Raw genomic sequence first — 23,261 nt, 5'->3', positions numbered from 1 at the left:
GTTATCGGAGCCGGGGGACCAGCGCAATCCGGCGGCTCGGTCAGCGGCGCCGGACAGCGGGGAGTGATCGGAGCCGGCGGAACGAACAGCGTGACTCGTCCTGGTGGGCGGGGAACTCCCAGTTCGAACGGCGTCGTGGGTACGCCTCGTGGTGCTGCCGGATCCGGCTCGGGGGCAAGAGGCTTCACGGCTGGGGGCGCGGGCCTCGTACGTGGGCCCGCAGGCCGACGGGACTCTGACGACGAGGACCAGAACGGCGGCACCTCGCGGCCGGATTACCTGACGGACGACAGAGAGACGTGGGAGGCCGGACGGCGTGGAGTCGCACCGCCGGTGATCGAGTAGGTACAGGGAAGGTTCGGAAGTCAGGATGACAGCAGGAATGAGCCAGACCCGGAAGTGCCGTATGCCTGTCGGATTGCGAGGACGTCTGCTTGGCACGGTGGCCGTGGTCGCTGCATGGAGTGCGGGATTTGCGGGGGTTGTCCCCTCTGCGATGGCCGCAGACGTGCAATCGAAGCAGTGGTACCTCAGCGCCATGCAGGCGGAGGAGATGTGGAAGGTCACCACGGGCGCAGGTATCAAGGTTGCTGTCATCGACTCCGGTGTCAACCCGTCGACGCCGTCCCTGAAGGGACAGGTCCTGAAGGGGTTTGACGCTACAGGAGCCGACGGCGATGAGTACGACGACTACCGCGGACATGGCACAACCATGGCTGAGTTGATTGCCGGAACGGGCAAGGGTGGGGGGCTGCGAGGCCTTGCCCCGGGCGCGAAGATCATCCCGATGCGGATCACCGATACGGAGTTTCAGAATCAGCATTCAGTGAATGCGTATGACTCCGAGGACGCTATCCGAGCTGCGGCGGACAGTGGTGCAAAAATCATCAGCATGTCGTTTGGCAGTGAGTTTCCCACGCAAGGGGAACGAGATGCTGTCCAGTACGCGCAAGATAAGGGGAAGCTGTTCTTTGCGTCGGTCGGCAATGGGGCACAGAGCGGAAACAAGGAAGAGTATCCGGCAGCATATCCCCAAGTCATCGGAGTAGCTGCAGCAGACCGGAACGGCAAGGTTGCCGAATATTCTCAGTACGGTCAGATTGCCGACATCGCTGCTCCTGGTAGTGACATACCGCGCTGGTGTGATGAGACCTTCCAGAGGTATTGCGATGGCAATGGCACCAGCCCAGCCACCGCCATCGCTTCTGCCTCCGCAGCCTTGGTGTGGTCCGCCCACCCCGACTGGACCGCGAACCAGGTCCTCAACGTTCTCTTCGACACCGCTAGCCGTGACTGGGAGAAGGGCACGCTCAGTAAGTACCTCGGCCACGGCCTGATCCGCCCCTCCATGAACATCCTCAAGGGTAAGGGCAACCCCGGCGCCCCGGACATCAGCCCTCTCACCAAGGAAAAGACGTCCGGCTCTTCGGCCTCACCTGCCCCGTCCGCATCAGCTTCGTCACAGCCCGACAAGAATGAGAAGGCTGACGACGCTGCCATGGCAGGCTCCAGCACTGAGAAGGACGACAACAGTCAACTGGGCCTGATCATCGGCGGAGCGGCAGCGGTAATCCTGCTCGGCGGCGGAGCCTTCACGCTCGTCCGTAAGCGCCGTAAGGCCTGACTGTTCGTAGGGTCTTCACCCGTACCCACCGGCGAGTAGAGCCGGACCGAATAAGAGCACCAGGAAGGAAGCCGAAACCATGGCTGATCAAAAGCTCTCAGATGCCGCTCTCCTCAAGCTGGAGGGTGAGCTCTCCACGCGGTTCGACTCCGTGAAGGGCCAGCTGAAGACGCTGCAGGCGACGATCGACAGCCTGGAAGGCGCCTGGAAGGGCATCGGCGCCGGCGCCTTCAACACGAAGCAGGAAGAGATCAACCGGAAGATGGTCAGCATCGCCCATCGGCTCCTCAATTACCAGGAGGCCATCAAGGCGGCGCGAACCATTTCGGGCAACACCGAAGACGAAGTCAGGCAGGCGCTCCAGGGCGTCGACGTCGTCGGCGGTTACTCGGGTGACGCGACCGCGGAGGCCAGGACCTCAAACCTCAACAACTTCTGACCTTGCCGCGCCTGCACCACGTACGAGGCCTTCACACCAAACCTAGATAACACGGGAGGACCGCATGCCGAACAACAACGACGGCACGATGGTTGTCACTTACTCGAGCCTGGATCTCGCAGCCGGTGCCATTGACCGGCAGAGCAAGCAGCTCCAAGAGGACCTTGCGTCCATCAAGCGGATGATCGCCAATGTGTCCGAGCTCTGGGTGGGCGAAGCCAAGAGTGCCTATGACACCGCTCAGCGCGGCTGGGACGCCGACGCCACGGCGATTCACACCGCCCTGAGCGAGATCTCCCGCAAGGTGCGCGAAGCTGGTACCGCTTACCACGCCGGCGACAAGCGGGCGAGGGCCAACTTCGAGTAGAACTCGGCAGAAAACAGGTCAGGGTGGGCACGCACGGGAGGTGCCCACCCTGACCTGTGTCCCGAACACCAAGCCGAGCACAGAGCAGCGCCCCGGCCACCAGGCGGGGGTGCTGTCACCGGACCCCTGAGCAGCCCCATCCCCGTCTCGGAGGCTCAGCAGGTACGGGGCGAAAAAGTTGATCTATATCAACTCGCGGGCGTAATTAGGGTGGTTGGTTCCGGCCACACCAGGCATCCGATGCTTCCCGGGTGCAGGGAAATCAGCTGGGTCGCACGGTCGGGAGTGCGCAGCGACATCCGGAACCCGCCGTCCACAGCGGTGACCTGGGCGCTCCCGTCGTCGTGTGCGACGCCCCACGCGGCGACACGGGCGTCAGGCTCGCCGCTGTCGGTTTCGAACTGCTCTACCACGGCGAAGAGGCGGGGTGCGGTGGCTTCGACGAGGGCGCGGATCTCGTCGGTGAATCGGTCAGGAGGGTCGCTGGGGGAGGAGGGCGGACAAAGTGTTCCGCAGCTGCGGCCCGATGAGGTCGAGCACCGTGCCTCGTTTCGAGTCAAGCGCCAAGCAGTGCTCTTCGGGGAGTACGCGACTCCCTACACCGCTATCGTCCATGAAGCAGCGCTGCGCATGCGGTTCGGTGGGCCCGAGATCACGCGAGCCCAACTGCTTCACATGGCCGCGATGATGGACCAGTGCAACGTCACGATCCAGGTGATTCCCTTCGATCGCGAGGACTTCCCAGCCGCTGGTCAGCCGATCACCTACGTCGCCGGACGGGTCCCACAGTTGGACACTGTTGTGCTGGACTCCGATCACGCTGCGATTTCCTCGACGCCGAGGCGCAGCTTCGACGCTACAGATCAGTCCTGGGCCGCATGGAGGGCTGCGCGCTCAGCCCCGTGCAGAGCCGGGACTTCATCCGGCAGATCGTCAAAAGTATCTGAGAGGCCATTCCATGTCCGAGTACAACTGGCAGAAGTCCTCTTACAGCACCGAAGGAGCGAACTGCGTCAATGTCGCCGGCGCGCCTGACGGGACGTTCCGGTTGCGAGAGAGCGACGAGCCGGATGTGATGCTCGTCACCAGTGGTGTCGGCCTGTCCGCACTGCTCACATCGATCAAAACTGACCGGCTGACCGGCGTGAGGGGAGGGGCCGGGCGACTGCGGAACACCTCGACCTGGGATCGGTAAGGAACGGGTCCATGACCGCAGCGCGTGTGGGGGTATGCCCCGTACCCGTACCCGGACTGGTGCTGACGTTGGAGCATGCTCGAGCAGTGTTCAGGCAGTTCCGCACTTGCGCCCCTGACCCTCACAAGTGGGGGCGTCTCGTCCGGATTTCCCCGCTCCAAAGAGAGCGGCGGTAAGGCCTCCGCCTGACAGTGCTGGAGGCGACGCTGCGAAAGGACCGCTCAGCACTCGCCCTCGCGGCTTGTCACCGCGAACTTGTAACTCGGAACGGTCACCGTCCCGGCGCCGCCCGCCACGCCGGGGGGTTCCCAGTCGTCGTCCTTCGACCTGATCCGTTCGACGTGCACGCAGAATGCCGCGGCCGCGCCGGAGGCACTGACCGTGTAGCGGGCATCGGAGGCCTTGTTCGTGTCTGAGGAGGCGGCGTCCACGCCGGTCTGCGGGGCGCCACCGCCGCCGTGTTCGACGACCTCCTCCTCGATCATCCTCGCGTACTCGTCATCGAAGCTGCTGTCGTCACCGAAGATGTCGCCGAAGCGGGAAGCGCCGTCCAACGCTGTCGTGGCCTGGCTGACCGCACTGGTCAGTTCGTCATCGCTCCACTCCGCGTCGGCGGAGACGGCCATGGACTGGAAGGCCGTATAGACGCCGATGCCCGCCATCCCGAAGAGAAGGACGCGACCGACGACGAAGGCGGAATCGGGAAGTTCGGGCGCCGAAGGGTTGAAGGACCGGCGCCATCCACGGACCCGGGCCGCCTTGAGGCAGCCCATGGCGACGAGCACGGCAACCAGCACAAATATGAGTGTGACCATCGCTGTCAATGACTTCCCATTCTCTCTGGCCTGAGCCTCACGCCTGGTACCTCCACAGCTGTCATGGCAAAGCCCGCGCCAAAACTCATTGACTTCGTACCCTCACCCCATGTCTCGAAAAATGAAGAAGGGATCCGCCAGACCTCATTTGGGTTTCAGATCAATTTTCTCAGTCCATTTTGAAAGGGATGGTGCAACCGGCATCCTTGTGGGCGAACGCGGCCGAGCTGCTGACTATGTCAATCAGCTCCTGGCGGTATCGGTCTTTCGCTCTATCGGGCTCCGCCGAATCCCTCAGTAGTACAACGGTGGTGAGACTCTGTTCTCCTTTGGGGAAGCAAGGGACAACTACGGCTGCCTTGCTCTTCGATGCCACCCCCCATGTATCGGTGCCGAATCTTTCGAAGTTCTTCGGGTCCTCTGTGTCGACCATCTTGCTCGCCGGTCCATTCACCCAGGTGTCGAAGGTGCTGTTTCCCAGCATGGTGAACTCGGTTCTGGTGACGAGGAAATCTACCTCTTCTGCCCGGACGGAGCAGCCGGAAAAGTAGGTGTCCAGTCCCTGGTTTTCCTGTTCGATGAACGAATAATCCGGCTTTGGTGGAGCTATTTCCCTGATGGCTGGGATGACTTTCTCTGGAGAGCCGAGGTTCTTGCACGCCTCTCCTGCCTCGGTGGTCCCGGTGCGCTTGAAAGGTGGGGCGCCCAGGAGGTAGGCGGCGCCGACCGCCAAAACGGCAGCAGTCACCACAGCTGTCGCGAGAATCCGTACCTTGTTCTTCTTCATGAATTACTTCTCCTCCTCGAGCTTCCTCGGGTTTCCCTCACCATCGAGAGAGGAACGAATGTTGGTGCTGGCGTTATTGAACCCCTCTTCTGCTGCGGGTGCCACGGAGGCAACAATGTGCGGCGACGGATTCCCTGACCGCTGCCCGGCTGTTTCGGCAGATTTCTCGACCAGCTTATAGGTCGATTCCTTGGTCGCGTCCATGTCTTGGCCGTTGCTGTAGATGACCTCCCCGGAGCTGTCTTTCATGGCACCTTCTGTGAATGCGCCGATGATCTCGTCCGCAGCGGTGCCCGCCAGCCCTCCTGCCACGGCCCCGCCCGGCCCGATCATCGGGGCCGTGCCCAGTCCGACACCGATGCCGACAGCACTGCCGACCCAGGTACTTGTGGTCTCGATCGCCTTGTTGTAATCGGCGTCCTTGGCTCCGCCCTCTACTTCCACTTCGTACGAACGTCCCGCGCCAATGGTTCCCTGGATCTCACCGGCCACCTCTGCGGTCGATACGATCGCTTGCTTCAGGTTCTCGCTCTGTGAAAATTCAGGGTCTGTGATGAACGCATCAGGGTTGCGGAAGTGGTACTCCATCAGGTTTGCCGTGTAGCTGTGCTGTCCGACATTGACTGCGGCGTATCCCTCCGGGTTTCGTCCCAGCATGTAGAGGAAACGAGTGGTGTCGTGCTCCGTGAGCGAGGCCGGGGAGCCTGCGATGGGGAACAAATTCTCCTGGCCGCTGCGGTTCGCATTCAGTGACCGGTGAATATCCGGCATGTATTCCGCTGCGATCTGCCCGATACTGTCGGACATGTAACTGTGGCCACTCAAGAGTTCGGGCTTCTCCGAAATGGCTTCGACCAGGCTCTTCGTCAGTGCGGCCTGATCCGCATTGTGTGCCGGCGTGTCTTCCGTAGGCATTTCGCCCGCGGGATGGCCGGTCGTCGCTGCTTCCAGAGCCAAGGCCATGGCGTTTCGGCCGGTGACGCTGTCGTCGCCCTTGTCGTTCTGGTCCTTGGGCCAGTCCCGCTCCCCGAAGAGGTAGTCGAAGTTGCTGAGTTCCCTCTTCTCGTTCTTCCCGTTCTTGTCGGCGTCTTCCTCGAAGTCGTGATCCTCATCCTTCGTCACGAAGGTGTCGCTGAAGAAGTCCGTGGCGGCGTCGGGGCTGTTGGAGAGGGCCTTCATGAAGCCGGTCATCGGGTCCGATCCGGAGTCGGTTCCGGTGCGATTGAGGAGAGGATCCATCCCCATGCGCGTCCAGGCGAACCCTCCAGTGTGTGCCGGGAATGCCGGACTTTCGGAATCTCTTCTGGGACAGGCAGCCGCATCAACCACCCGCCCGGTGCCGGGCGAGGGGAGGGCGGAACGGGGCGTACCGACCGCCACCGGTACACCGCCCCGCCACCTCACTCGCCCCTACGGTTCCCCGTCCATGAGCCCCGACTGCACCAGCGGATTCCCCCGCCGCCGCGTGACGAAGACCCCGCGCCCCGGGGGCATCGGGCGCGGTCGTACGTTGCCGAGGACGTCCCCCTCGACGGGGTCGCCCGAGAGCATCAGGCCCTGCGCGCCCAGCTCCATGATGCGCTGCATGAACGGCTCGTACAGGGCCCGTCCGGCCCCCGCCGTGCTACGGGCGATGATGAACCGGACGCCGACGTCACGTGAGAACGGCAGCATCTCCGTGAGCTTGGCCAGCGGGTTCCCGCTCGACGTGGAGACCAGGTCGTAGTCGTCGACGACCACGTACACCGTCGGACCGCTCCACCAGCTGCGTTCGCGCAGCTCCTGCGCCGTGACGTCGGGCGACGGCGTACGACGCTTCATCAGGTCGTACAGCGCGTCCATGTGGTGCTCCATGTTGTTGGACATGGGCACGTACTCCGCCAGGTGCGTCGCAGGCGTGACGTCCAGGAGCGTTCGCCGGTTGTCGATGACGAAGAACTTGCAGACGTTCCCGTCGTACCGCTCGGCCAACTGCTTGATGAGCAGCCGCAGCAGATTGGACTTGCCGGACTCGCTCTCGCCGAACACCAGGAAGAACGGGTCGCGTTCGAAGTCGAGGAAGACCGGCTCCAGGTTGTTCTCGTCGATACCGAACGCGATGCCCCGCTCCGGATGCGCGTAGCCCGCGGGCAGTTCGTGCGCCGGGAGTTCGCGGGGCAGTAGACGGACCCCCGGGGCGGGTGCCGCGGTCCAGTGCCGGGCGACCTCCTGGTTCATGGCCGCCGTCGCCTCGGAGAGGTCGCTGTCGGAGTTGATGCCGTCGATCCGCGGTACCGCGGCCATGAAGTGCAGCTTCTCCGGCGTGAGACCACGACCGGGCACGCCGGCCGGCACGTTGACCGCGGCCTTGCGGTCCAGTTCGGAGTCCATGACGTCACCGAGCCGCAGTTCGAGCCGGTTCATCAGATGGTCCTTGAGGTTGGCCCTGACCTCCATGGAGCGTGACGCCGTGACGATCAGGTGGATGCCGTATCCGAGGCCGCGTGCCGCGATGTCCACGGCTGCCGCTTCCAGGCCCTCGTAGTCCGTACGGAAGTTGCCCCACCCGTCGATGATCAGGAAGACGTCGCCCCAGGGCTGGTCCGTGACTGAGATGTCGCCGCGCGCCCGCAGCCTGCGGAAGGTGGCGATAGAATCGATGCCCGCGCTGCGGAAGTACTCCTCACGCCGCGCCATGATCCCGTACACCTCGGAGACCGTACGCCGTACCCGCTCCGGATCGAGCCGGGACGCGATCCCTCCGACGTGGGGCAGACCGGAGACCGAGGCCATGCCGCCGCCACCGAAGTCGAGCCCGTAGAACTGGACTTCCTGGGGCGTGTGGGTGAGTGCGAAGCCCGCGATGAGTGTGCGCAGCAGCGTGGACTTGCCCGACTGCGGACCGCCGGTGATCTGCATATGGCCCGCCGCACCGGAGAAGTCCCGGTAGAGCGTGTCGCGCCGCTGCTCGTACGGCTTGTCGACCACACCCAGCGGTACGACCAGTCGGCCCGCGCCCTCGAACCCGGGCTGGGTCAGCCCACGGCCCTCGACCGCGGAGAGCCCCGGCAGGAGCTCGTCCAGCGACGGCGGGTTGTCGAGCGGAGGAAGCCAGACCTGGTGTGCGGAGGCCCCTCGGCCCTCCAGCCGGCGCACGATCACATCGAGCACCGTGTCCGCCAGCGCGTCGTCCTCCGCCGTACGCGCATCGGGTACGAAGGTCCCGGGCTGCGGGCTCGGCTGTACGTACCGCACCGGCACCGGAGCCGCCGTGAACACCACCGGCCTGCGGTCCACCGGCAGAGGGCCGGAGGACGCGGCGGGCTGGGCGACCGAGCGGTACACCCCGGAGACGTACGCGGCCTTGAACCGCACCATCTCGTCCGTGCCGTACTTCAAGTAGCCGGAACCGGGGACGTTGGGCAGGTGGTAGGCATCGGGCACGCCCAGCGCCGCCCGGGACTCGCCCGCGGAGAACGTACGCAGACCGATCCGGTACGACAGATAGGTCTCCAGTCCGCGCAGCCGCCCCTCTTCGAGGCGCTGTGAGGCCAGCAGCAGATGGACGCCCAGCGAACGGCCGATACGCCCGATCTGCACGAACATCTCGATGAAGTCGGGTTTGGCCGTGAGCAGTTCGCTGAACTCGTCGATGACCAGGACGAGGGAGGGAATGGGCTGCAGCGGGGCACCCGCGGCACGCGCCTTCTCGTAGTCATGGATGTTGGCGTAGTTGCCGGCGTCGCGCAGCATCTCCTGGCGGCGGTTGAGCTCACCGCTGATGGAGTCACCCATGCGGTCCACCAGCGTCAGATCGTCCGCGAGGTTGGTGATCACCGCTGCGACGTGGGGCATCTGTGCCATGCCGGCGAAGGTGGCACCGCCCTTGAAGTCCGCGAGGACGAAGTTGAGCGTCTCCGAGGTGTGGGTGACGGCAAGGCCGAGTACGAGCGTACGCAGCAGTTCGGACTTGCCGGAACCGGTGGCGCCGACGCACAGGCCGTGCGGCCCCATGCCCTCCTGCGCCGCCTCCTTGAGGTCCAGCATCACCGGGGCGCCGTCCTCGCCGACGCCGATCGGGACACGCAGCCGCTCCGCCTGCGAGCGGGCCCGCCAGGTCCGGCTGACGTCGACCGAGGCGGCGTCGCCGAGATTCAGCAGATCGGTGAACTCCAGATTGGCGAGCAGCGGTTCGTCGTCGTCCCCGCCCGAGGCCACGTGGAGCGGGGCCAGTTGCCGGGCCAGTGCTTCGGCGGCCTCGTGACTCAGCAGGTCGGGAAGACCGTCGTACACCAGTCCGTGTCCGGACTCCAACCGCAACGAGTGGGGGTCCACCACGATGGAGAGGCCGCCGCGCGCTCCGTTGACCTGGCCCGGGACGATCTCGACGACCGTCACGCCCTGAAGGCCCTCGGCCGCGGCGAGCGCGGACGTCGCCGGTACGGACTGGCCGTCGAGCACGACGACGACATGGGGCTGGTCCAGGAGCGGCTGGCCATCGGGCTGGAAGCGCGGCCGCCCGTCGAGACGGCCCGCGAGCATCTCCTCCAGCTCCGCGGCACTCGTGGTGATCAGGCGACGGCTGCCGGCACCGTCGATGGAGCCCGGGGCCTGCACGTGCGGGAGCCACTTCGTCCATTCCCAGTGCGGGGCGGCGTCCCGGCCGGTCGCGACGGTGATGATCAGGTCCTCGGGGGAGTGCAGCGAGGCGAGCGCACCGACCATCGCGCGGGCTGTGGAGCGCACGGACTCCGCCTCGCCGCTGATCGTCAGGTGGTAGAAGGCGCGCAGCGAGACCGCCATCGGCAGGCCGTCCAGCGTGCTGTGGGTCGTGATGAACTGCTGCATCGCCCCGGCGGTCAGCGGCTCCAGCTCATCGACAGGCGCGGTGTCGGGCGCGACGAGCGGCGTGGCGAGTTCCTGGCTGCCCAGGCCTATGCGTACGTGCGCGAAGTCCGCGTCGCCGACGCGGCGCTCCCACACCCGGCTGCCCTCAGCGACGAGCGCCCACAGCTGTTCCGGGGACGGGTGGAGATAGAACTGTGCGTCGCGCTGCATGCGGGCCGTTTTCAGCACGGCGCGCCTGGTCTGCGTCAGATATTTCAGATAGTCACGCCGCATGTCTGCGAGCTGACCCTGGGTGCCGCGCCGGAAGCGAATGATCATCGCAATGGCCATCGCGACCGTGGACGCGATCATGATCATGCCCATGATCCGCATGATCGGGTTCGGCGTCATGAAGAAGAAGACGACGGAACCTCCCATGCCGAGCATCGGCAGCAGTTGCATCATCACCCCCTCCTGCTGGCCACGAGGCAGCTCGGGTGGAGGTTGCAACTGCACCTGCTCGCCCGGAACTTCGGAGGGGAGGGCCCGCGGTGGGCGCTTGACGACAATCTGGCTCACAGCTCACCAATTCCCTTGCCGGACGGAACTGTTCCTATCGGCGCCCCCGTGGCGACGGGCCCCGTCCGCGGGAGGATCCTACTGGCGTACGGGATGACCCGAGGGCGGTAGGGTGTCGCGACGCGTGTACGCATCCGCTAACTACCGCAAAAAAATGGGTCATTCGGGACGCGGGTTGATCCCGTGATCCAGGGGTGCGTTCCAGGAGAGCCAGCAGAACCATGAGGGGGAGCAGCACGTGACTATGACGACCCAAACGGCGGCTACCGGATCCGGTCGACCGGGTCCCGGAGTTCCGGCCGGCAACGGAACCGGTTTCTGCCGGGTCACGGTCGTCGCGCCCGACAGCCGCGTCGACGTGGCGCTGCCCGAGGACATCCCCGTCGCGGACCTCTACCCGGAGATCCTCCGGCTGGCGGGGCAGAGCCCCACGCAGGGCGCTCCGGTCGGCTATCACCTGGTACGCCGCGACGGCGCCGTCCTCGACGGCGGGCGCACCCTGGCCGGCCAGCGCATCCTCGACGGCGAACTGCTGTCCCTGCGGCCCTTCTCCGAGTCGCTGCCCCCCGCGGTCTTCGACGACGTCTCCGATGCCGTCGCCACCGCCGTCGCCCGGGACCGCACCCTCTGGGGCGACAGCCTCATGCGATCGGCCGGGCTCTTCGGCGGGTCGGTCCTGCTGGTCCTGCTCGGTTTCGTGCTGTGGACCTCCGACCTCCGGCACGACATGCACGGCCTGCCGGGCATCCTGGCCGCCGTCACCGCCGTACTTCTTCTCGCGCTCGCCTGCGTACGCGCGCGCGTGTACGTCGACCGTGGATCGTCCATCGCGTTGGGGATCGGCGTACTCGCGAACGCGGCGGTCGCCGGTGCCGGGCTGTTGCCGCTCGGCGAGGGCCAGGGCATCGGCAGGCTCCAGTTCCTGCTCGCCTGCACCGCCGTGCTGGTGGCGGCGGTGATCCTCATGATCGCCGCGCCCGAAGGCGACGGCACCTTCGTCGCGTTCGTGTTCGCCGCTGCCATCGGCGTGCTGGTGACCTTCGTCGCGATCACGACCGGTATGGAGCCGGCCGAGACCGCGGCCGTGTCCGCCCCCCTCTCCGTGGGGCTCCTCGCCTTCCTGCCGGGACTCTCCACCCGCTTCGCCCGCCTCCCCATCGGTTTCGAGCCGCCCCGTACCACCGTCGGTGACTACGGGATGTCCGACCCGGCGCCGCAGGGCCCGGTCGACGCCGACCGCATCGCCGCTCAAGCACGGCGCGGCCACGAGCTGCTCGTCGGCCTGGTCGGCGGATGCGCGCTGGTGGCCGTGGGAGCCGCAGCCGTGCTCGGCTTCTCGGACAGCGTCTGGGGCCAGCTGCTGGCCCTCGCCACCGGGATCGCGATGCTGATGCGCGCCCACCTGTTCCGTTACACCGCCCAGGTCGGCTGCGCCCTGGCGGCGGGCCTCGGCGCACTGGTGCTCCTCGGCCTCGGACTGTCTCTCAACCCGCCGACGGCGCTGGTGCGCGAGGCGTTCGAGGGGGACACCGCAGGGCTCGACATCCGTACGATCTGGTTCACCGCCGCAGTCGCGGGCGTTGCCGCGCTGATCACTGCCGTGGGGCTGATCGTGCCGCGCAAGGGAGTCACCCCGTTCTGGGGGCGCTTCCTGGAGATCGCCGAAGCGTGCGTGCTCCTGACGCTGCTGCCGCTGTGCCTCGCCGTTTTCGACGTCTACCACTCGATCCGCGCACTCACCAGCTGATCCCCAGGTGCCACGGACGGCCGGGGCCTCGGCGACTGGTAGTCTGACTGGTGGCCGTTTGTGTACGCGCCTCCGGGGCCTCCTGGGGACTGCGCTCATCGGACCCTCGCCTCCGAGTCACGGAAGCTCCCCTGAGATCAAGACCAGGGGCACTCGTGGGCGCATCGAACACCAAGAGGAGTACGCGTGCCGCTCGACGCCGCTACGAAGAAGCAGATCATGTCCGAGTTCGCCCAGAAGGAGGGTGACACCGGATCCCCCGAGGTCCAGGTCGCCATGCTCTCCCGCCGGATCTCGGACCTGACGGAGCACCTCAAGACGCACAAGCACGACCACCACTCCCGTCGTGGTCTGCTGATCCTGGTCGGCCAGCGTCGCCGCCTCCTGCAGTACCTGGCCAAGAAGGACATCCAGCGCTTCCGTGCGCTCGTCGACCGCCTCGGCATCCGCCGTGGTGCGGCCGGCGGCGCCAAGTAAGGACGCTGTGAGAGGGAGCGGTACCCCGGTTCCAGGGGGCCGCTCCCTTTGCTGTACGTGCAGGACCGGGGTCAGCCTCAGTAACCTGGACGTACAACACCAGAACGAGGAGAGGCGCGCCACGGCCGCCGCCGGTCCTCGGTAGTGGCCCCCGGGACAACGCCCGGGAGCTTCGATCGAAGACCGGCCCGCACACACGGCGCGCTTCTCCGCGCCGTCCTCCGCCACACGGGCGGCAGGACGAAAGACGACGAGTATGGAGAAAACGCTAGTGGAGAACGAGACCCACTACGCCGAGGCCGTTATCGACAACGGAACCTTCGGCACCCGCACCATCCGCTTCGAGACGGGCCGCCTGGCCAAGCAGGCCGCCGGCTCCGCCGTTGCGTACCTGGACGACGACACCATGGTGCTGTCGGCCACCACCGCGTCCAAGAAGCCCAAGGACCAACTGGACTTCTTCCCCCTCACGGTCGACGTCGAGGAGCGGCAGTACGCCGCCGGTAAGATCCCCGGCTCCTTCTTCCGCCGCGAGGGCCGCCCCTCCGAGGACGCCATCCTCACCTGCCGCCTGATCGACCGGCCGCTGCGCCCCTCCTTCAAGAAGGGCCTGCGCAACGAGATCCAGATCGTCGAGACGATCATGGCGCTCAACCCCGACCACCTGTACGACGTGGTCGCGATCAACGCCGCCTCCTGCTCCACGCAGCTGGCTGGCCTGCCCTTCTCCGGCCCGATCGGCGGCACCCGTGTCGCCCTGATCAAGGGCCAGTGGGTCGCGTTCCCGACGCACACCGAGCTCGAGGACGCCGTCTTCGACATGGTCGTCGCCGGTCGCGTCCTCGAGGACGGCGACGTCGCGATCATGATGGTCGAGGCCGAGGCCACCGAGAGGACCATCCAGCTCGTCAAGGACGGCGCCGAGGCCCCGACCGAGGAGATCGTCGCCGCCGGTCTCGAGGCCGCGAAGCCGTTCATCAAGGTCCTCTGCAAGGCCCAGTCGGACCTGGCCGCCAAGGCTGCCAAGCCCACCGGCGACTTCCCGGTCTTCCTCGACTACCAGGACGACGTCCTGGAGGCGCTCACCGCCGCGGTCAGCACCGAGCTCGCCAAGGCGCTCACCATCGCCGGCAAGCAGGAGCGCGAGGCGGAACTGGACCGCATCAAGGAGATCGCCGGCGAGAAGCTGCTCCCGCAGTTCGAGGGCCGCGAGAAGGAGATCTCCGGCGCCTACCGCGCGCTGACCAAGAAGCTGGTCCGCGAGCGCGTCATCAAGGACAAGGTCCGCATCGACGGCCGTGGCGTCACGGACATCCGTACGCTCGCCGCCGAGGTCGAGGCCATCCCGCGCGTGCACGGCTCGGCGCTGTTCGAGCGTGGCGAGACCCAGATCCTGGGCGTCACCACCCTCAACATGCTCCGTATGGAGCAGCAGCTGGACACCCTCTCCCCGGTGACCCGCAAGCGCTACATGCACAACTACAACTTCCCGCCGTACTCCGTCGGTGAGACCGGCCGTGTGGGCTCGCCGAAGCGCCGTGAGATCGGCCACGGCGCGCTCGCCGAGCGGGCCATCGTGCCGGTGCTGCCGTCGCGCGAGGAGTTCCCCTACGCGATCCGCCAGGTCTCCGAGGCGCTGGGCTCCAACGGCTCGACGTCCATGGGATCGGTCTGCGCCTCCACCATGTCGCTGCTGAACGCCGGTGTGCCGCTCAAGGCCGCCGTCGCCGGTATCGCCATGGGTCTGATCTCCCAGGAGATCGACGGCAAGACCCACTACGTCGCCCTGACCGACATCCTCGGTGCCGAGGACGCGTTCGGTGACATGGACTTCAAGGTCGCCGGTACGAAGCAGTTCGTCACCGCGCTGCAGCTCGACACCAAGCTCGACGGCATCCCCGCCTCGGTCCTGGCCGCCGCGCTGAAGCAGGCCCGCGACGCCCGCCTCCACATCCTTGATGTGATGAACGAGGCCATCGACGTCCCGGACGAGATGTCCCCGAACGCCCCGCGGATCATCACGGTCAAGATCCCGGTGGACAAGATCGGCGAGGTCATCGGCCCCAAGGGCAAGATGATCAACCAGATCCAGGAGGACACCGGCGCCGACATCACGATCGAGGACGACGGCACCATCTACATCGGTGCCCAGCAGGGCTCGCAGGCCGAGGCCGCCCGCGCCACGATCAACGCGATCGCCAACCCGACCATGCCGGAGGTCGGCGAGCGCTACCTGGGTACGGTCGTCAAGACCACCACCTTCGGTGCGTTCGTCTCCCTCATGCCGGGCAAGGACGGCCTGCTGCACATCTCGCAGATCCGCAAGCTCGCCGGTGGCAAGCGTGTGGAGAACGTCGAGGACGTGGTCGCGGTCGGAGCCAAGGTCCAGGTCGAGATCGCCGAGATCGACTCCCGCGGCAAGCTCTCCCTCATCCCCGTGATCGAGGGCGCTGAGTCCGACAGCGGCTCCGCCGCGGGGTCCGAGAAGAAGGACGACGCTGCCAAGTGACGTCCCGTAGTTCCGTGACGACGGCCCGTGCCTCCTCCGAGGCGCGGGCCGTCGCCCGTACCCAAACGCTTCTCAAGGGCAGCAACGGCGTCGGCACCGTCCGCCGCACGATCCTCCCCGGCGGTCTGCGGATCGTCACCGAGACCCTGCCCTCCGTACGCTCCGCCACCTTCGGGATCTGGGCCAACGTCGGATCACGCGACGAGACACCCACGCTGAACGGCGCGACGCACTACCTCGAACACCTCCTCTTCAAGGGCACGGACCGGCGCAGCGCCCTCGACATATCGTCCGCGATCGACGCGGTCGGCGGCGAGATGAACGCCTTCACGGCGAAGGAGTACACCTGCTATTACGCGCGAGTGCTCGACACCGACCTGCCGCTGGCCATCGATGTCGTCTGCGACATGCTGACCGGCTCGCTGATCGCCCCGGAGGACGTCGACGCCGAGCGCGGCGTCATCCTCGAAGAGATCGCGATGACGGAGGACGACCCGGGCGACTGCGTGCACGACCTGTTCGCGCACACGATGCTCGGCGACACCCCCCTCGGCCGGCCGGTCCTCGGCACCGTCGACACGATCAACGCGCTCAGCCGCGGCCAGATCGCCCGCTTCTACAAGAAGCACTACGACCCGACCCACCTGGTCGTCGCCGCGGCGGGCAATGTCGACCACGCCACGGTCGTCCGCCAGGTCCGTCGGGCCTTCGAGCGTGCCGGCGCGCTGACCCGCACCGACGCCATCCCGGTCGCACCGCGCGAGGGCTCCCGCACCCTGCGCACCGCAGGCCGGGTCGAGGTGCTGAACCGCAGGACCGAGCAGGCCCACGTCGTCCTCGGCATGCCGGGTCTGGCCCGCACCGACAAGCGCCGCTGGGCACTCGGCGTACTCAACACCGCCCTCGGCGGCGGCATGAGCTCCCGCCTCTTCCAGGAGGTACGGGAGAAGCGCGGACTCGCCTACAGCGTGTATTCGTACACCTCGGGCTTCGCCGACTGCGGACTCTTCGGCGTGTACGCGGGATGCCGGCCCAGCCAGGTCCACGATGTCCTGAAGATCTGCCGTGACGAGCTCGAGCGGGTAGCGTCCGACGGACTGAGCGACGAGGAGATCGACCGCGCCATCGGCCAGCTCTCCGGCTCCACCGTCCTCGGCCTGGAGGACACCGGTGCGCTGATGAACCGTATCGGCAAGAGCGAGCTGTGCTGGGGCGACCAGATGTCGGTCGACGACCTGCTGTCCCGGATGGCGCGGGTCACCCCCGATGACGTCCGCGCGGTGGCCGGCGAAGTCCTCGGACAGCGACCGTCGCTCTCCGTCATCGGGCCGCTCACGGACAAGCAGGCCGGCCGCCTCGACGAAGCGGTCTCCTAACTCCACCCGTAAGGAAGCAGAGCAATGAGCAAGCTGCGCGTGGCCGTTCTCGGCGCCAATGGCCGCATCGGATCCGAAGCCGTACGAGCCGTCGAGGCCGCCGACGACATGGAACTGGTGGCTGCTCTCGGCCGGGGCGACAAGCTGGAGACCCTCGCCGAGAACGACGCCCAGGTCGTGGTCGAACTCACCACGCCCGGGTCGGTGATGGGGAACCTCGACTTCTGCATCCGGCACGGCATCCACGCGGTCGTCGGCACCACCGGCTGGACCGACGAACGGCTCGCGCAGCTGAACACCTGGCTCTCCGGCTCCCCGGAGACCGGTGTGCTCATCGCGCCGAACTTCTCGATCGGCGCAGTCCTCACCATGAAGTTCGCCGAGCAGGCAGCCCGCTACTTCGAGTCCGTCGAGGTCGTCGAACTGCACCACCCCAACAAGGTCGACGCCCCGTCCGGCACCGCCACCCGCACCGCCCAGCTGATCGCCGAGGCCCGGCGGAAGGCCGGCTGCGCCCCGCAGCCGGACGCCACGGCCACGGCGCTCGACGGCGCCCGTGGCGCGGACGTGGACGGGGTCCGGGTCCATGCGATCCGGCTCCGCGGCCTCCTGGCCCACCAGGAAGTGCTGCTCGGCGGTGAGGGCGAGACCCTCACCATCCGCCACGACTCCCTGCACCACAGCAGCTTCATGCCGGGCATCCTGCTCGGAGCACGCCGCGTGGCGACCACTCCGGGCCTCACGTTCGGCCTGGAACACTTCCTCGACCTGAACTGACTGAGCCCACCGCCATGCGCGCAAAGATCACTTACCTCGTCACCGCTGCCGTTCTGGTCTTCTACTTCGGCCTGGTCGGCAGCCGTGGCCTGCTGCTCATCGAGCACGGCACGCTGATCACCGTCACTTTCGGGGTCGCGGTGCTGATCCTGCCGGTGATCGGTATCTGGTTCCTGTGGAAGAACACCCAGTTCGTCCGCAGGGCCAACGCCCTTGCCACCGAGCTCGACGCCGAGGGCGGCCTGCCGGTCGACGAACTGGTCCGTACCCCGGGCGGCCGTATCGACCGCGACTCGGCCGACGCCGTGTTCGCACGGCGCCGCGAGGAGACCGAGGACTCCCCGGACGACTGGCGCTGCTGGTTCCGCCTCGCCGTCGCCTACCAGGACGCCCGGGACACTCCGCGCGCCCGCAAGGCCATGCAGCGCGCCATCGCCCTGCACAGGAACCCGGTGCCGACAGGTGCACCGGGCTCGTCCGCCGGCTCGGTGCCGTCCGGCGACTGAGGACATCGTCCGATCCCGTACGGCGGCCGAGGGCAGACCGGCCGCCGTACGCCAAGGCCCATGGGTGTCCGGCGGATCATGGCCGGGGCCGAGGCGTCCGGCATCCCCACGTTTCCGGCTTCGCTCGAACAGGGGAGACCCCACTCCTCGCGGCGTTGCCGGAGCGTCCGGACAGCGTCGCTGTACGGACGCTCCGGCGCCTTGCGACGCATCGCACCGGACGCCGCGACCTGCCCGGCCCCGATTCGCCGGACAGCCCTAGCCGCGCCGGTACTCGTCCCCCCAGGCCTCGATCGTGTCGGCGGCCCGGTCGAACGCCTCGCCACGCCCGAGGAAGTCCGCATTGCTGTCGGTGAGCAGCGGCGGCACGGCCTCGCCACCCTTCCGTACGACGATCAGGGCCTGCCCCTGCACGGTGCGCGGGAACCCGAGCCACCTCACCGGCTGCTGCACCGTACGGACCGCTGTGGCCCGGTTCCACGGCACGGTCGTCGTCACGAAGAAGCCCACCCGTCGCACCCCGTGCCGGCTCACCCAGGCTCCTACTCGCAGCAGTCGCAGGGCGCAGAAGATCACCACAAGGGCGAGCCCGACACATACGGCGGCCCCGGAAAACGCCCCGGCAAACGCGGTGATCATGCCTGCGATGAGCACGAACGAGGCGAGCAACAACAGGGTGGCCGCCGCCGCGACCCGCCACGGCCCGGGGCGGTAGGGGCGCCGCCAGCTGTCGTGGTCGTCGAACGGCAGCGCAATGTCCTCAGCGCTCGCGTCAAACGCGCGGTCGGCCGTCAGAAAGGGCAGGGGCACGACTGATCCTCACTCACAAGCACGCTCGATTGCTGTGCCTGGTGAGGCTACCGAGCAGGCCCCCGCCCCTACCACCCCAGGGGTCCGTACGAGTCAGCGGTGGGCGGCCTCGCTCTGCTGGCTGTGCGACGGAGCCTGCTTCGGGGCGAGGGCTGGAAGACCGAGGAGCAGCGATCCGGCGAGACCGGCGACCACGGCGAGCCCCACGAGGGAACGGGCCGCCAGCTGGGAGACGGTGGCGCGCTCCCGCGGCGGCGGGGCGACATTGCTGCGGAATCGGTCGGCCTCGGCCACGAAAGCGAACGGGACGGCTTCACGCCGGCGGAACATGAGGAAACTCTCCTTGAACTCTGCTAGGGCTGGTGCTATTGAGTCAGACGCACGGCGGATCCGTTCGGTGCCCCGAATCGGTGAATTGGTCGAAGAATGTCCCGGACGGACCTTCTGAGGCTCGTTGTCGGTGGCGGCCCGTAGAGTGGGCGCCGCCCGAGCGACGCAATTGGAAGGACCCCGCCGGTGACCGAGACCCCCGAGCCCGCAAAGCCCAGCTTCCGCAGCGATGTGACCGTCGAGCTGGTGAAGCACTCCGCGGCCGACTCCGACGTCCTGTTCGCCGCCCGTGTCTCCACGGCCGGAGAGCAGTCCCTCGAAGAGGTCACCAAGGACCCGGAGCGCTCGAAAGGGCTCATCAACTTCCTGATGCGGGACCGTCACGGATCCCCGTTCGAGCACAACTCGATGACGTTCTTCATCAGCGCACCGATCTTCGTGTTCCGCGAGTTCATGCGCCACCGCGTCGGTTGGTCGTACAACGAGGAATCGGGCCGGTACAGGGAGCTGGAGCCGGTCTTCTATGTTCCCGGCGAGGCCCGCAAGCTCGTCCAGCAGGGCCGCCCCGGCAAGTACGAGTTCGTCGAGGGCACCACGGCCCAGCAGGAGCTCACAGGCCGCGTGATGGAGGACTCGTACGGCCAGGCGTACGAGGCCTACCAGGAGATGCTCGCCGCCGGCGTCGCACGCGAGGTCGCCCGGGCCGTGCTCCCGGTCGGCCTGTTCTCGTCGATGTACGCCACGTGCAACGCGCGCTCGCTGATGCACTTCCTCGGCCTGCGCACCCAGCACGAGCTGGCGAAGGTCCCGTCCTTCCCTCAGCGCGAGATCGAAATGGTCGGCGAACAGATGGAGGAGCACTGGGCACGGCTCATGCCGCTCACCCATGCAGCCTTCAACAAGAATGGACGCGTAGCCCCGTAGGCGGTGTCCATATTGCGACGTTTCGTGAAGTTCATCTAGGCTGATCAAACGGACCCGGCACTGCTTGAACCCCCGAGCAGGCAGTGCCGGGCTCCTATCCCTTCCTCCCCCCGAGGGACCACCGGGCGCTGAGCAGCGAGTAGCGTGTTACCCATGGCTCCGATCTCCACTCCGCAGACCCCCTTCGGGCGGGTCCTCACCGCGATGGTCACGCCGTTCACGGCGGACGGCGCACTCGACCTCGACGGTGCCCAGCGGCTCGCCGCCCACCTGGTGGACGCAGGCAATGACGGCCTGATCATCAACGGCACCACCGGCGAGTCCCCGACCACCAGCGACGCGGAGAAAGACCAGCTCGTCAGGGCAGTCCTCGAAGCCGTGGGGGACCGGGCCCATGTCGTCGCCGGTATCGGCACCAACGACACCCGCCACAGCATCGAGCTCACCCGCACGGCCGAGCGTTCCGGCGCTCACGGCCTTCTGGCGGTCACGCCGTACTACAACAAGCCGCCGCAGGAAGGCATCTTCCGCCACTTCACGGCGATCGCGGACGCCACCGGTCTGCCGGTCATGCTCTACGACATTCCCGGCCGTAGTGGTGTGCCCATCGACACGGAGACGCTGGTCCGGCTCGCCGAGCACCCGCGTATCGTCGCCAACAAGGACGCCAAGGGTGACCTCGGCCGCGCGAGCTGGGCCATCGCCCGGTCCGGCCTCGCCTGGTACTCCGGCGACGACATGCTGAACCTCCCGCTGCTCTCGGTCGGCGCAGTCGGCTTCGTCTCCGTCGTCGGCCATGTAGTCACCCCCGACCTGCGCGCCCTCATCGAGGCGCACCTCGGCGGCGACGTCCAGAAGGCCACGGAGATCCACCAGAAGCTCCTGCCGGTCTTCACCGGCATGTTCCGTACCCAGGGTGTGATCACGACCAAGGCCGCACTGGCGCTCCAGGGCCTGCCCGCAGGCCCGCTGCGCCTTCCTCTGGTGGAACTCACCGCGCAGGAAACGGCCCAGCTCAAGATCGATCTCGCCGCCGGCGGGGTACAGCTGTAACCACAGACTTCACAACTGAATAAGCGAAGAACACTCGCAAGAGCGACATCAGACAACAGCAAGTGCACGAATGACATGCGCGCCACGTGCCTCAGCGGTACGTGGCGCGCGTGGTAAGGAGAGTCTTTTGAGTCATCCGCATCCCGAACTCGGCACCCCGCCGAAGCTCCCGAAGGGTGGCCTCCGCGTCACCCCGCTCGGCGGCCTCGGCGAAATCGGCCGCAACATGACGGTTTTCGAGTACGGCGGCCGCCTGCTCATCGTCGACTGCGGAGTGCTGTTCCCCGAGGAGGAACAGCCTGGAATCGACCTGATCCTGCCGGACTTCTCCACGATCCGGGACCGCCTCGACGACGTCGAGGGCATCGTCCTCACGCACGGCCACGAGGACCACATCGGTGGCGTCCCGTATCTGCTGCGCCTGAAGCCGGACATTCCGCTCATCGGCTCCAAGCTGACTCTCGCACTCATCGAGGCGAAGCTGCAGGAGCACCGGATCCGTCCGTACACCCTTGAGGTGGCGGAAGGCCAGCGCGAGCGCATCGGCGTCTTCGACTGCGAGTTCATCGCGGTCAACCACTCCATCCCGGATGCCCTCGCGGTCGCCATCCGCACCCCCGCGGGCATGGCTGTCGCGACCGGTGACTTCAAGATGGACCAGCTTCCGCTGGACGGCCGTCTCACCGACCTGCACGCCTTCGCCCGGCTGAGCGAGGAAGGCATCGACCTCCTCCTCTCCGACTCGACGAACGCAGAGGTGCCCGGCTTCGTACCGCCCGAACGGGACATCTCCAACGTCCTGCGCACGGTCTTCGCGAACGCCCAGAAGCGCATCATCGTGGCGAGCTTCGCCAGCCACGTGCACCGCATCCAGCAGATCCTCGACGCGGCACACGAGTACGGCCGCCGGGTCGCCTTCGTCGGCCGCTCGATGGTCCGCAACATGGGCATCGCCCGGGACCTCGGTTATCTGACGGTCCCCGCGGGCCTGGTCGTCGACGTCAAGACCCTCGACGACCTGCCGGACGACGAGGTCGTGCTGGTCTGTACGGGTTCACAGGGCGAGCCGATGGCCGCGCTGTCCCGGATGGCCAACCGCGACCACCAGATCCGGATCGTCCAGGGCGACACCGTGATCCTGGCGTCGTCCCTGATCCCGGGCAATGAGAACGCGGTCTACCGCGTGATCAATGGCCTGACCCGCTGGGGCGCCCACGTCGTCCACAAGGGCAACGCCAAGGTCCACGTCTCGGGTCACGCCTCGGCCGGCGAGCTGCTGTACTTCTACAACATCTGCAAGCCGAAGAACCTGATGCCCGTACACGGCGAATGGCGCCACCTGCGGGCCAACGCCGAACTGGGCGCCCTTACCGGCGTTCCCAAGGACCACATCGTCATCGCCGAGGATGGCGTCGTCGTCGACCTCGTCGACGGCAAGGCCAAGATCGTCGGCAAGGTCCAGGCGGGTTACGTGTACGTCGACGGCCTCTCGGTCGGAGACGTCACCGAGACCTCGCTCAAGGACCGCCGCATCCTCGGCGACGAGGGCATCATTACGGTCTTCATCGTGGTCGACAGCTCTTCCGGCAAGATCACCGGCGGTCCCGACATCCATGCCAGGGGTTCCGGTATCGACGACGCTGCATTCACTGCCGTCGTACCGAAGATCGAGGAAGCGATCAACAGGTCCGCCCAGGACGGCGTGATGGAACCGCACCAACTGCAGCAGCTCGTCCGCCGCACGGTGGGCAAGTGGGTCTCCGACACCTACCGCCGGCGCCCGATGATCCTCCCCGTCGTCGTCGAGGTCTGACCCTCCGACAGGCGCGAACTCCGGAGCGGGGCCCCCGATTTGCATCGGGCGCCCCGCTCCAGTACGTTTACGGCTCCGCCCGACCGGGAAGCAGCCCGCGCACTCGTGCGCAGAGGTCGCCCCGAGGGGGTCGGAAATTCCGACTCAGAACTTCTGATAAAGTCGGATCCGCCGAAAGGCGAAGGCCATTCCAAAGGCCACCGGAATCAAATTCGGACCGGAAACGGAATCGAAAAGAGTCTGGTAAGGTTGGAACCGCCGGAAAGGGAAACGCGAAAGCGAAGAACTGGAAAGCGGAGTAACAAATCTTCTGCTTCGCAGAGGGCC

Annotated in this window: 19 protein-coding genes and 2 pseudogenes; 15 read left to right on the top strand and 6 right to left on the bottom strand. The window is 66.8% G+C overall.

Going from position 1 to position 23,261, the window contains the following annotated elements:
* The first annotated feature begins 370 nt into the window (after positions 1-370).
* From AB0I23_RS33550 to AB0I23_RS33525, 6 genes and pseudogenes are all read left to right on the top strand, one after another.
* On the top strand, positions 371-1,624 hold the full coding sequence (locus AB0I23_RS33550; protein WP_359115090.1) for a S8 family serine peptidase: 1,254 nt from the start codon (positions 371-373) through the stop codon (positions 1,622-1,624).
* 79 nt (positions 1,625-1,703) lie between these two features.
* Complete coding sequence (locus AB0I23_RS33545) at positions 1,704-2,063, top strand: WXG100 family type VII secretion target (RefSeq protein ID WP_359115087.1); 360 nt, start codon at positions 1,704-1,706, stop codon at positions 2,061-2,063.
* Between the two features lie 64 nt (positions 2,064-2,127).
* Positions 2,128-2,430: a WXG100 family type VII secretion target gene (locus AB0I23_RS33540; protein WP_359115084.1), complete on the top strand. Its 303-nt coding sequence runs from the start codon at positions 2,128-2,130 to the stop codon at positions 2,428-2,430.
* A gap of 240 nt (positions 2,431-2,670) precedes the next feature.
* Positions 2,671-3,258, top strand: a pseudogene (locus tag AB0I23_RS33535) (Scr1 family TA system antitoxin-like transcriptional regulator); the annotation flags it as partial.
* A pseudogene (locus AB0I23_RS33530) lies at positions 3,249-3,377 on the top strand (transcriptional regulator); the annotation flags it as partial. The pseudogenes AB0I23_RS33535 and AB0I23_RS33530, both read left to right, overlap by 10 nt.
* Positions 3,378-3,388: 11 nt before the next feature.
* The gene (locus AB0I23_RS33525; RefSeq protein ID WP_359115082.1) at positions 3,389-3,625 is read left to right on the top strand and encodes a DUF397 domain-containing protein; all 237 of its coding nucleotides are present in this window, start codon (positions 3,389-3,391) and stop codon (positions 3,623-3,625) included.
* 221 nt (positions 3,626-3,846) lie between these two features.
* On the opposite strand, the gene AB0I23_RS33520 is transcribed toward AB0I23_RS33525, so the two are convergent.
* The 4 genes from AB0I23_RS33520 to eccCa all read right to left on the bottom strand — a co-directional run bounded on the left by AB0I23_RS33520 (position 3,847) and on the right by eccCa (position 10,612).
* Positions 3,847-4,440: a hypothetical protein gene (locus tag AB0I23_RS33520; protein WP_359115079.1), complete on the bottom strand. Its 594-nt coding sequence runs from the start codon at positions 4,438-4,440 to the stop codon at positions 3,847-3,849.
* Between the two features lie 169 nt (positions 4,441-4,609).
* Positions 4,610-5,227, bottom strand: coding sequence for a hypothetical protein (locus AB0I23_RS33515; RefSeq protein ID WP_359115077.1), 618 nt, complete (start codon positions 5,225-5,227; stop codon positions 4,610-4,612).
* Between the two features lie 3 nt (positions 5,228-5,230).
* The gene (locus tag AB0I23_RS33510; protein ID WP_359115075.1) at positions 5,231-6,466 is read right to left on the bottom strand and encodes a DUF6571 family protein; all 1,236 of its coding nucleotides are present in this window, start codon (positions 6,464-6,466) and stop codon (positions 5,231-5,233) included.
* Between the two features lie 171 nt (positions 6,467-6,637).
* Positions 6,638-10,612, bottom strand: coding sequence for a type VII secretion protein EccCa (gene eccCa, locus AB0I23_RS33505; RefSeq protein ID WP_359115073.1), 3,975 nt, complete (start codon positions 10,610-10,612; stop codon positions 6,638-6,640).
* Positions 10,613-10,856: 244 nt separating this feature from the next.
* Between eccCa and eccD the strand changes: the two genes are divergently transcribed.
* The 6 genes from eccD (at position 10,857) to AB0I23_RS33475 (ending at position 18,004) form a co-directional block, all read left to right on the top strand.
* The gene (eccD, locus tag AB0I23_RS33500; RefSeq protein WP_359115070.1) at positions 10,857-12,359 is read left to right on the top strand and encodes a type VII secretion integral membrane protein EccD; all 1,503 of its coding nucleotides are present in this window, start codon (positions 10,857-10,859) and stop codon (positions 12,357-12,359) included.
* Between the two features lie 186 nt (positions 12,360-12,545).
* Positions 12,546-12,836, top strand: coding sequence for a 30S ribosomal protein S15 (rpsO, locus tag AB0I23_RS33495; protein WP_003965855.1), 291 nt, complete (start codon positions 12,546-12,548; stop codon positions 12,834-12,836).
* 271 nt (positions 12,837-13,107) lie between these two features.
* Entirely contained in the window at positions 13,108-15,345 is a 2,238-nt protein-coding gene (locus AB0I23_RS33490; protein ID WP_359115158.1) for a polyribonucleotide nucleotidyltransferase, read from the top strand.
* Positions 15,342-16,721: a M16 family metallopeptidase gene (locus tag AB0I23_RS33485; protein ID WP_359115067.1), complete on the top strand. Its 1,380-nt coding sequence runs from the start codon at positions 15,342-15,344 to the stop codon at positions 16,719-16,721. The genes AB0I23_RS33490 and AB0I23_RS33485 overlap by 4 nt, the downstream gene beginning before the upstream one ends.
* Positions 16,722-16,745: 24 nt before the next feature.
* Entirely contained in the window at positions 16,746-17,498 is a 753-nt protein-coding gene (gene dapB, locus AB0I23_RS33480; protein WP_037699108.1) for a 4-hydroxy-tetrahydrodipicolinate reductase, read from the top strand.
* Between the two features lie 14 nt (positions 17,499-17,512).
* On the top strand, positions 17,513-18,004 hold the full coding sequence (locus AB0I23_RS33475) for a tetratricopeptide repeat protein (RefSeq protein WP_359115064.1): 492 nt from the start codon (positions 17,513-17,515) through the stop codon (positions 18,002-18,004).
* A 258-nt stretch (positions 18,005-18,262) separates the two neighbouring features.
* On the opposite strand, the gene AB0I23_RS33470 is transcribed toward AB0I23_RS33475, so the two are convergent.
* Together AB0I23_RS33470 and AB0I23_RS33465 are read right to left on the bottom strand one after the other, a co-directional pair.
* Positions 18,263-18,814, bottom strand: a complete 552-nt coding sequence (locus tag AB0I23_RS33470) for a hypothetical protein (protein WP_359115062.1) — start codon at positions 18,812-18,814, stop codon at positions 18,263-18,265.
* 93 nt (positions 18,815-18,907) lie between these two features.
* Positions 18,908-19,144, bottom strand: coding sequence for a hypothetical protein (locus AB0I23_RS33465; protein ID WP_359115059.1), 237 nt, complete (start codon positions 19,142-19,144; stop codon positions 18,908-18,910).
* 186 nt (positions 19,145-19,330) lie between these two features.
* Between AB0I23_RS33465 and thyX the strand changes: the two genes are divergently transcribed.
* The 3 genes from thyX (at position 19,331) to AB0I23_RS33450 (ending at position 22,934) form a co-directional block, all read left to right on the top strand.
* A complete protein-coding gene (gene thyX / locus AB0I23_RS33460; protein ID WP_359115058.1) occupies positions 19,331-20,068 on the top strand; it encodes an FAD-dependent thymidylate synthase in 738 nt (245 codons plus the stop codon).
* 153 nt (positions 20,069-20,221) lie between these two features.
* A complete protein-coding gene (gene dapA / locus AB0I23_RS33455) occupies positions 20,222-21,121 on the top strand; it encodes a 4-hydroxy-tetrahydrodipicolinate synthase (RefSeq protein ID WP_359115055.1) in 900 nt (299 codons plus the stop codon).
* Between the two features lie 127 nt (positions 21,122-21,248).
* Complete coding sequence (locus tag AB0I23_RS33450) at positions 21,249-22,934, top strand: ribonuclease J (RefSeq protein ID WP_359115052.1); 1,686 nt, start codon at positions 21,249-21,251, stop codon at positions 22,932-22,934.
* The last annotated feature ends 327 nt before the right edge of the window (positions 22,935-23,261 follow it).

It is taken from the genome of Streptomyces atratus, assembly GCF_040655115.1.
GTDB classification, from domain to species: domain Bacteria; phylum Actinomycetota; class Actinomycetes; order Streptomycetales; family Streptomycetaceae; genus Streptomyces; species Streptomyces atratus_D.
Note: the sequence above shows the minus strand (reverse complement) of the source record. Positions and strands in the feature narration are given on the sequence as shown.

Bases quoted from the DNA above. Each gene is read 5' to 3' on its own strand.
- AB0I23_RS33550 (WP_359115090.1), top strand. From the start codon at position 371: ATGACAGCAGGAATGAGCCAGACCCGGAAGTGCCGTATGCCTGTCGGA.
- AB0I23_RS33545 (WP_359115087.1), top strand. From the start codon at position 1,704: ATGGCTGATCAAAAGCTCTCAGATGCCGCTCTCCTCAAGCTGGAGGGT.
- AB0I23_RS33540 (WP_359115084.1), top strand. From the start codon at position 2,128: ATGCCGAACAACAACGACGGCACGATGGTTGTCACTTACTCGAGCCTG.
- AB0I23_RS33525 (WP_359115082.1), top strand. From the start codon at position 3,389: ATGTCCGAGTACAACTGGCAGAAGTCCTCTTACAGCACCGAAGGAGCG.
- AB0I23_RS33520 (WP_359115079.1), bottom strand. From the start codon at position 4,440: ATGGTCACACTCATATTTGTGCTGGTTGCCGTGCTCGTCGCCATGGGC.
- AB0I23_RS33515 (WP_359115077.1), bottom strand. From the start codon at position 5,227: ATGAAGAAGAACAAGGTACGGATTCTCGCGACAGCTGTGGTGACTGCT.
- AB0I23_RS33510 (WP_359115075.1), bottom strand. From the start codon at position 6,466: ATGGATCCTCTCCTCAATCGCACCGGAACCGACTCCGGATCGGACCCG.
- eccD (WP_359115070.1), top strand. From the start codon at position 10,857: ATGACGACCCAAACGGCGGCTACCGGATCCGGTCGACCGGGTCCCGGA.
- dapB (WP_037699108.1), top strand. From the start codon at position 16,746: ATGAGCAAGCTGCGCGTGGCCGTTCTCGGCGCCAATGGCCGCATCGGA.
- AB0I23_RS33475 (WP_359115064.1), top strand. From the start codon at position 17,513: ATGCGCGCAAAGATCACTTACCTCGTCACCGCTGCCGTTCTGGTCTTC.
- AB0I23_RS33465 (WP_359115059.1), bottom strand. From the start codon at position 19,144: ATGTTCCGCCGGCGTGAAGCCGTCCCGTTCGCTTTCGTGGCCGAGGCC.
- dapA (WP_359115055.1), top strand. From the start codon at position 20,222: ATGGCTCCGATCTCCACTCCGCAGACCCCCTTCGGGCGGGTCCTCACC.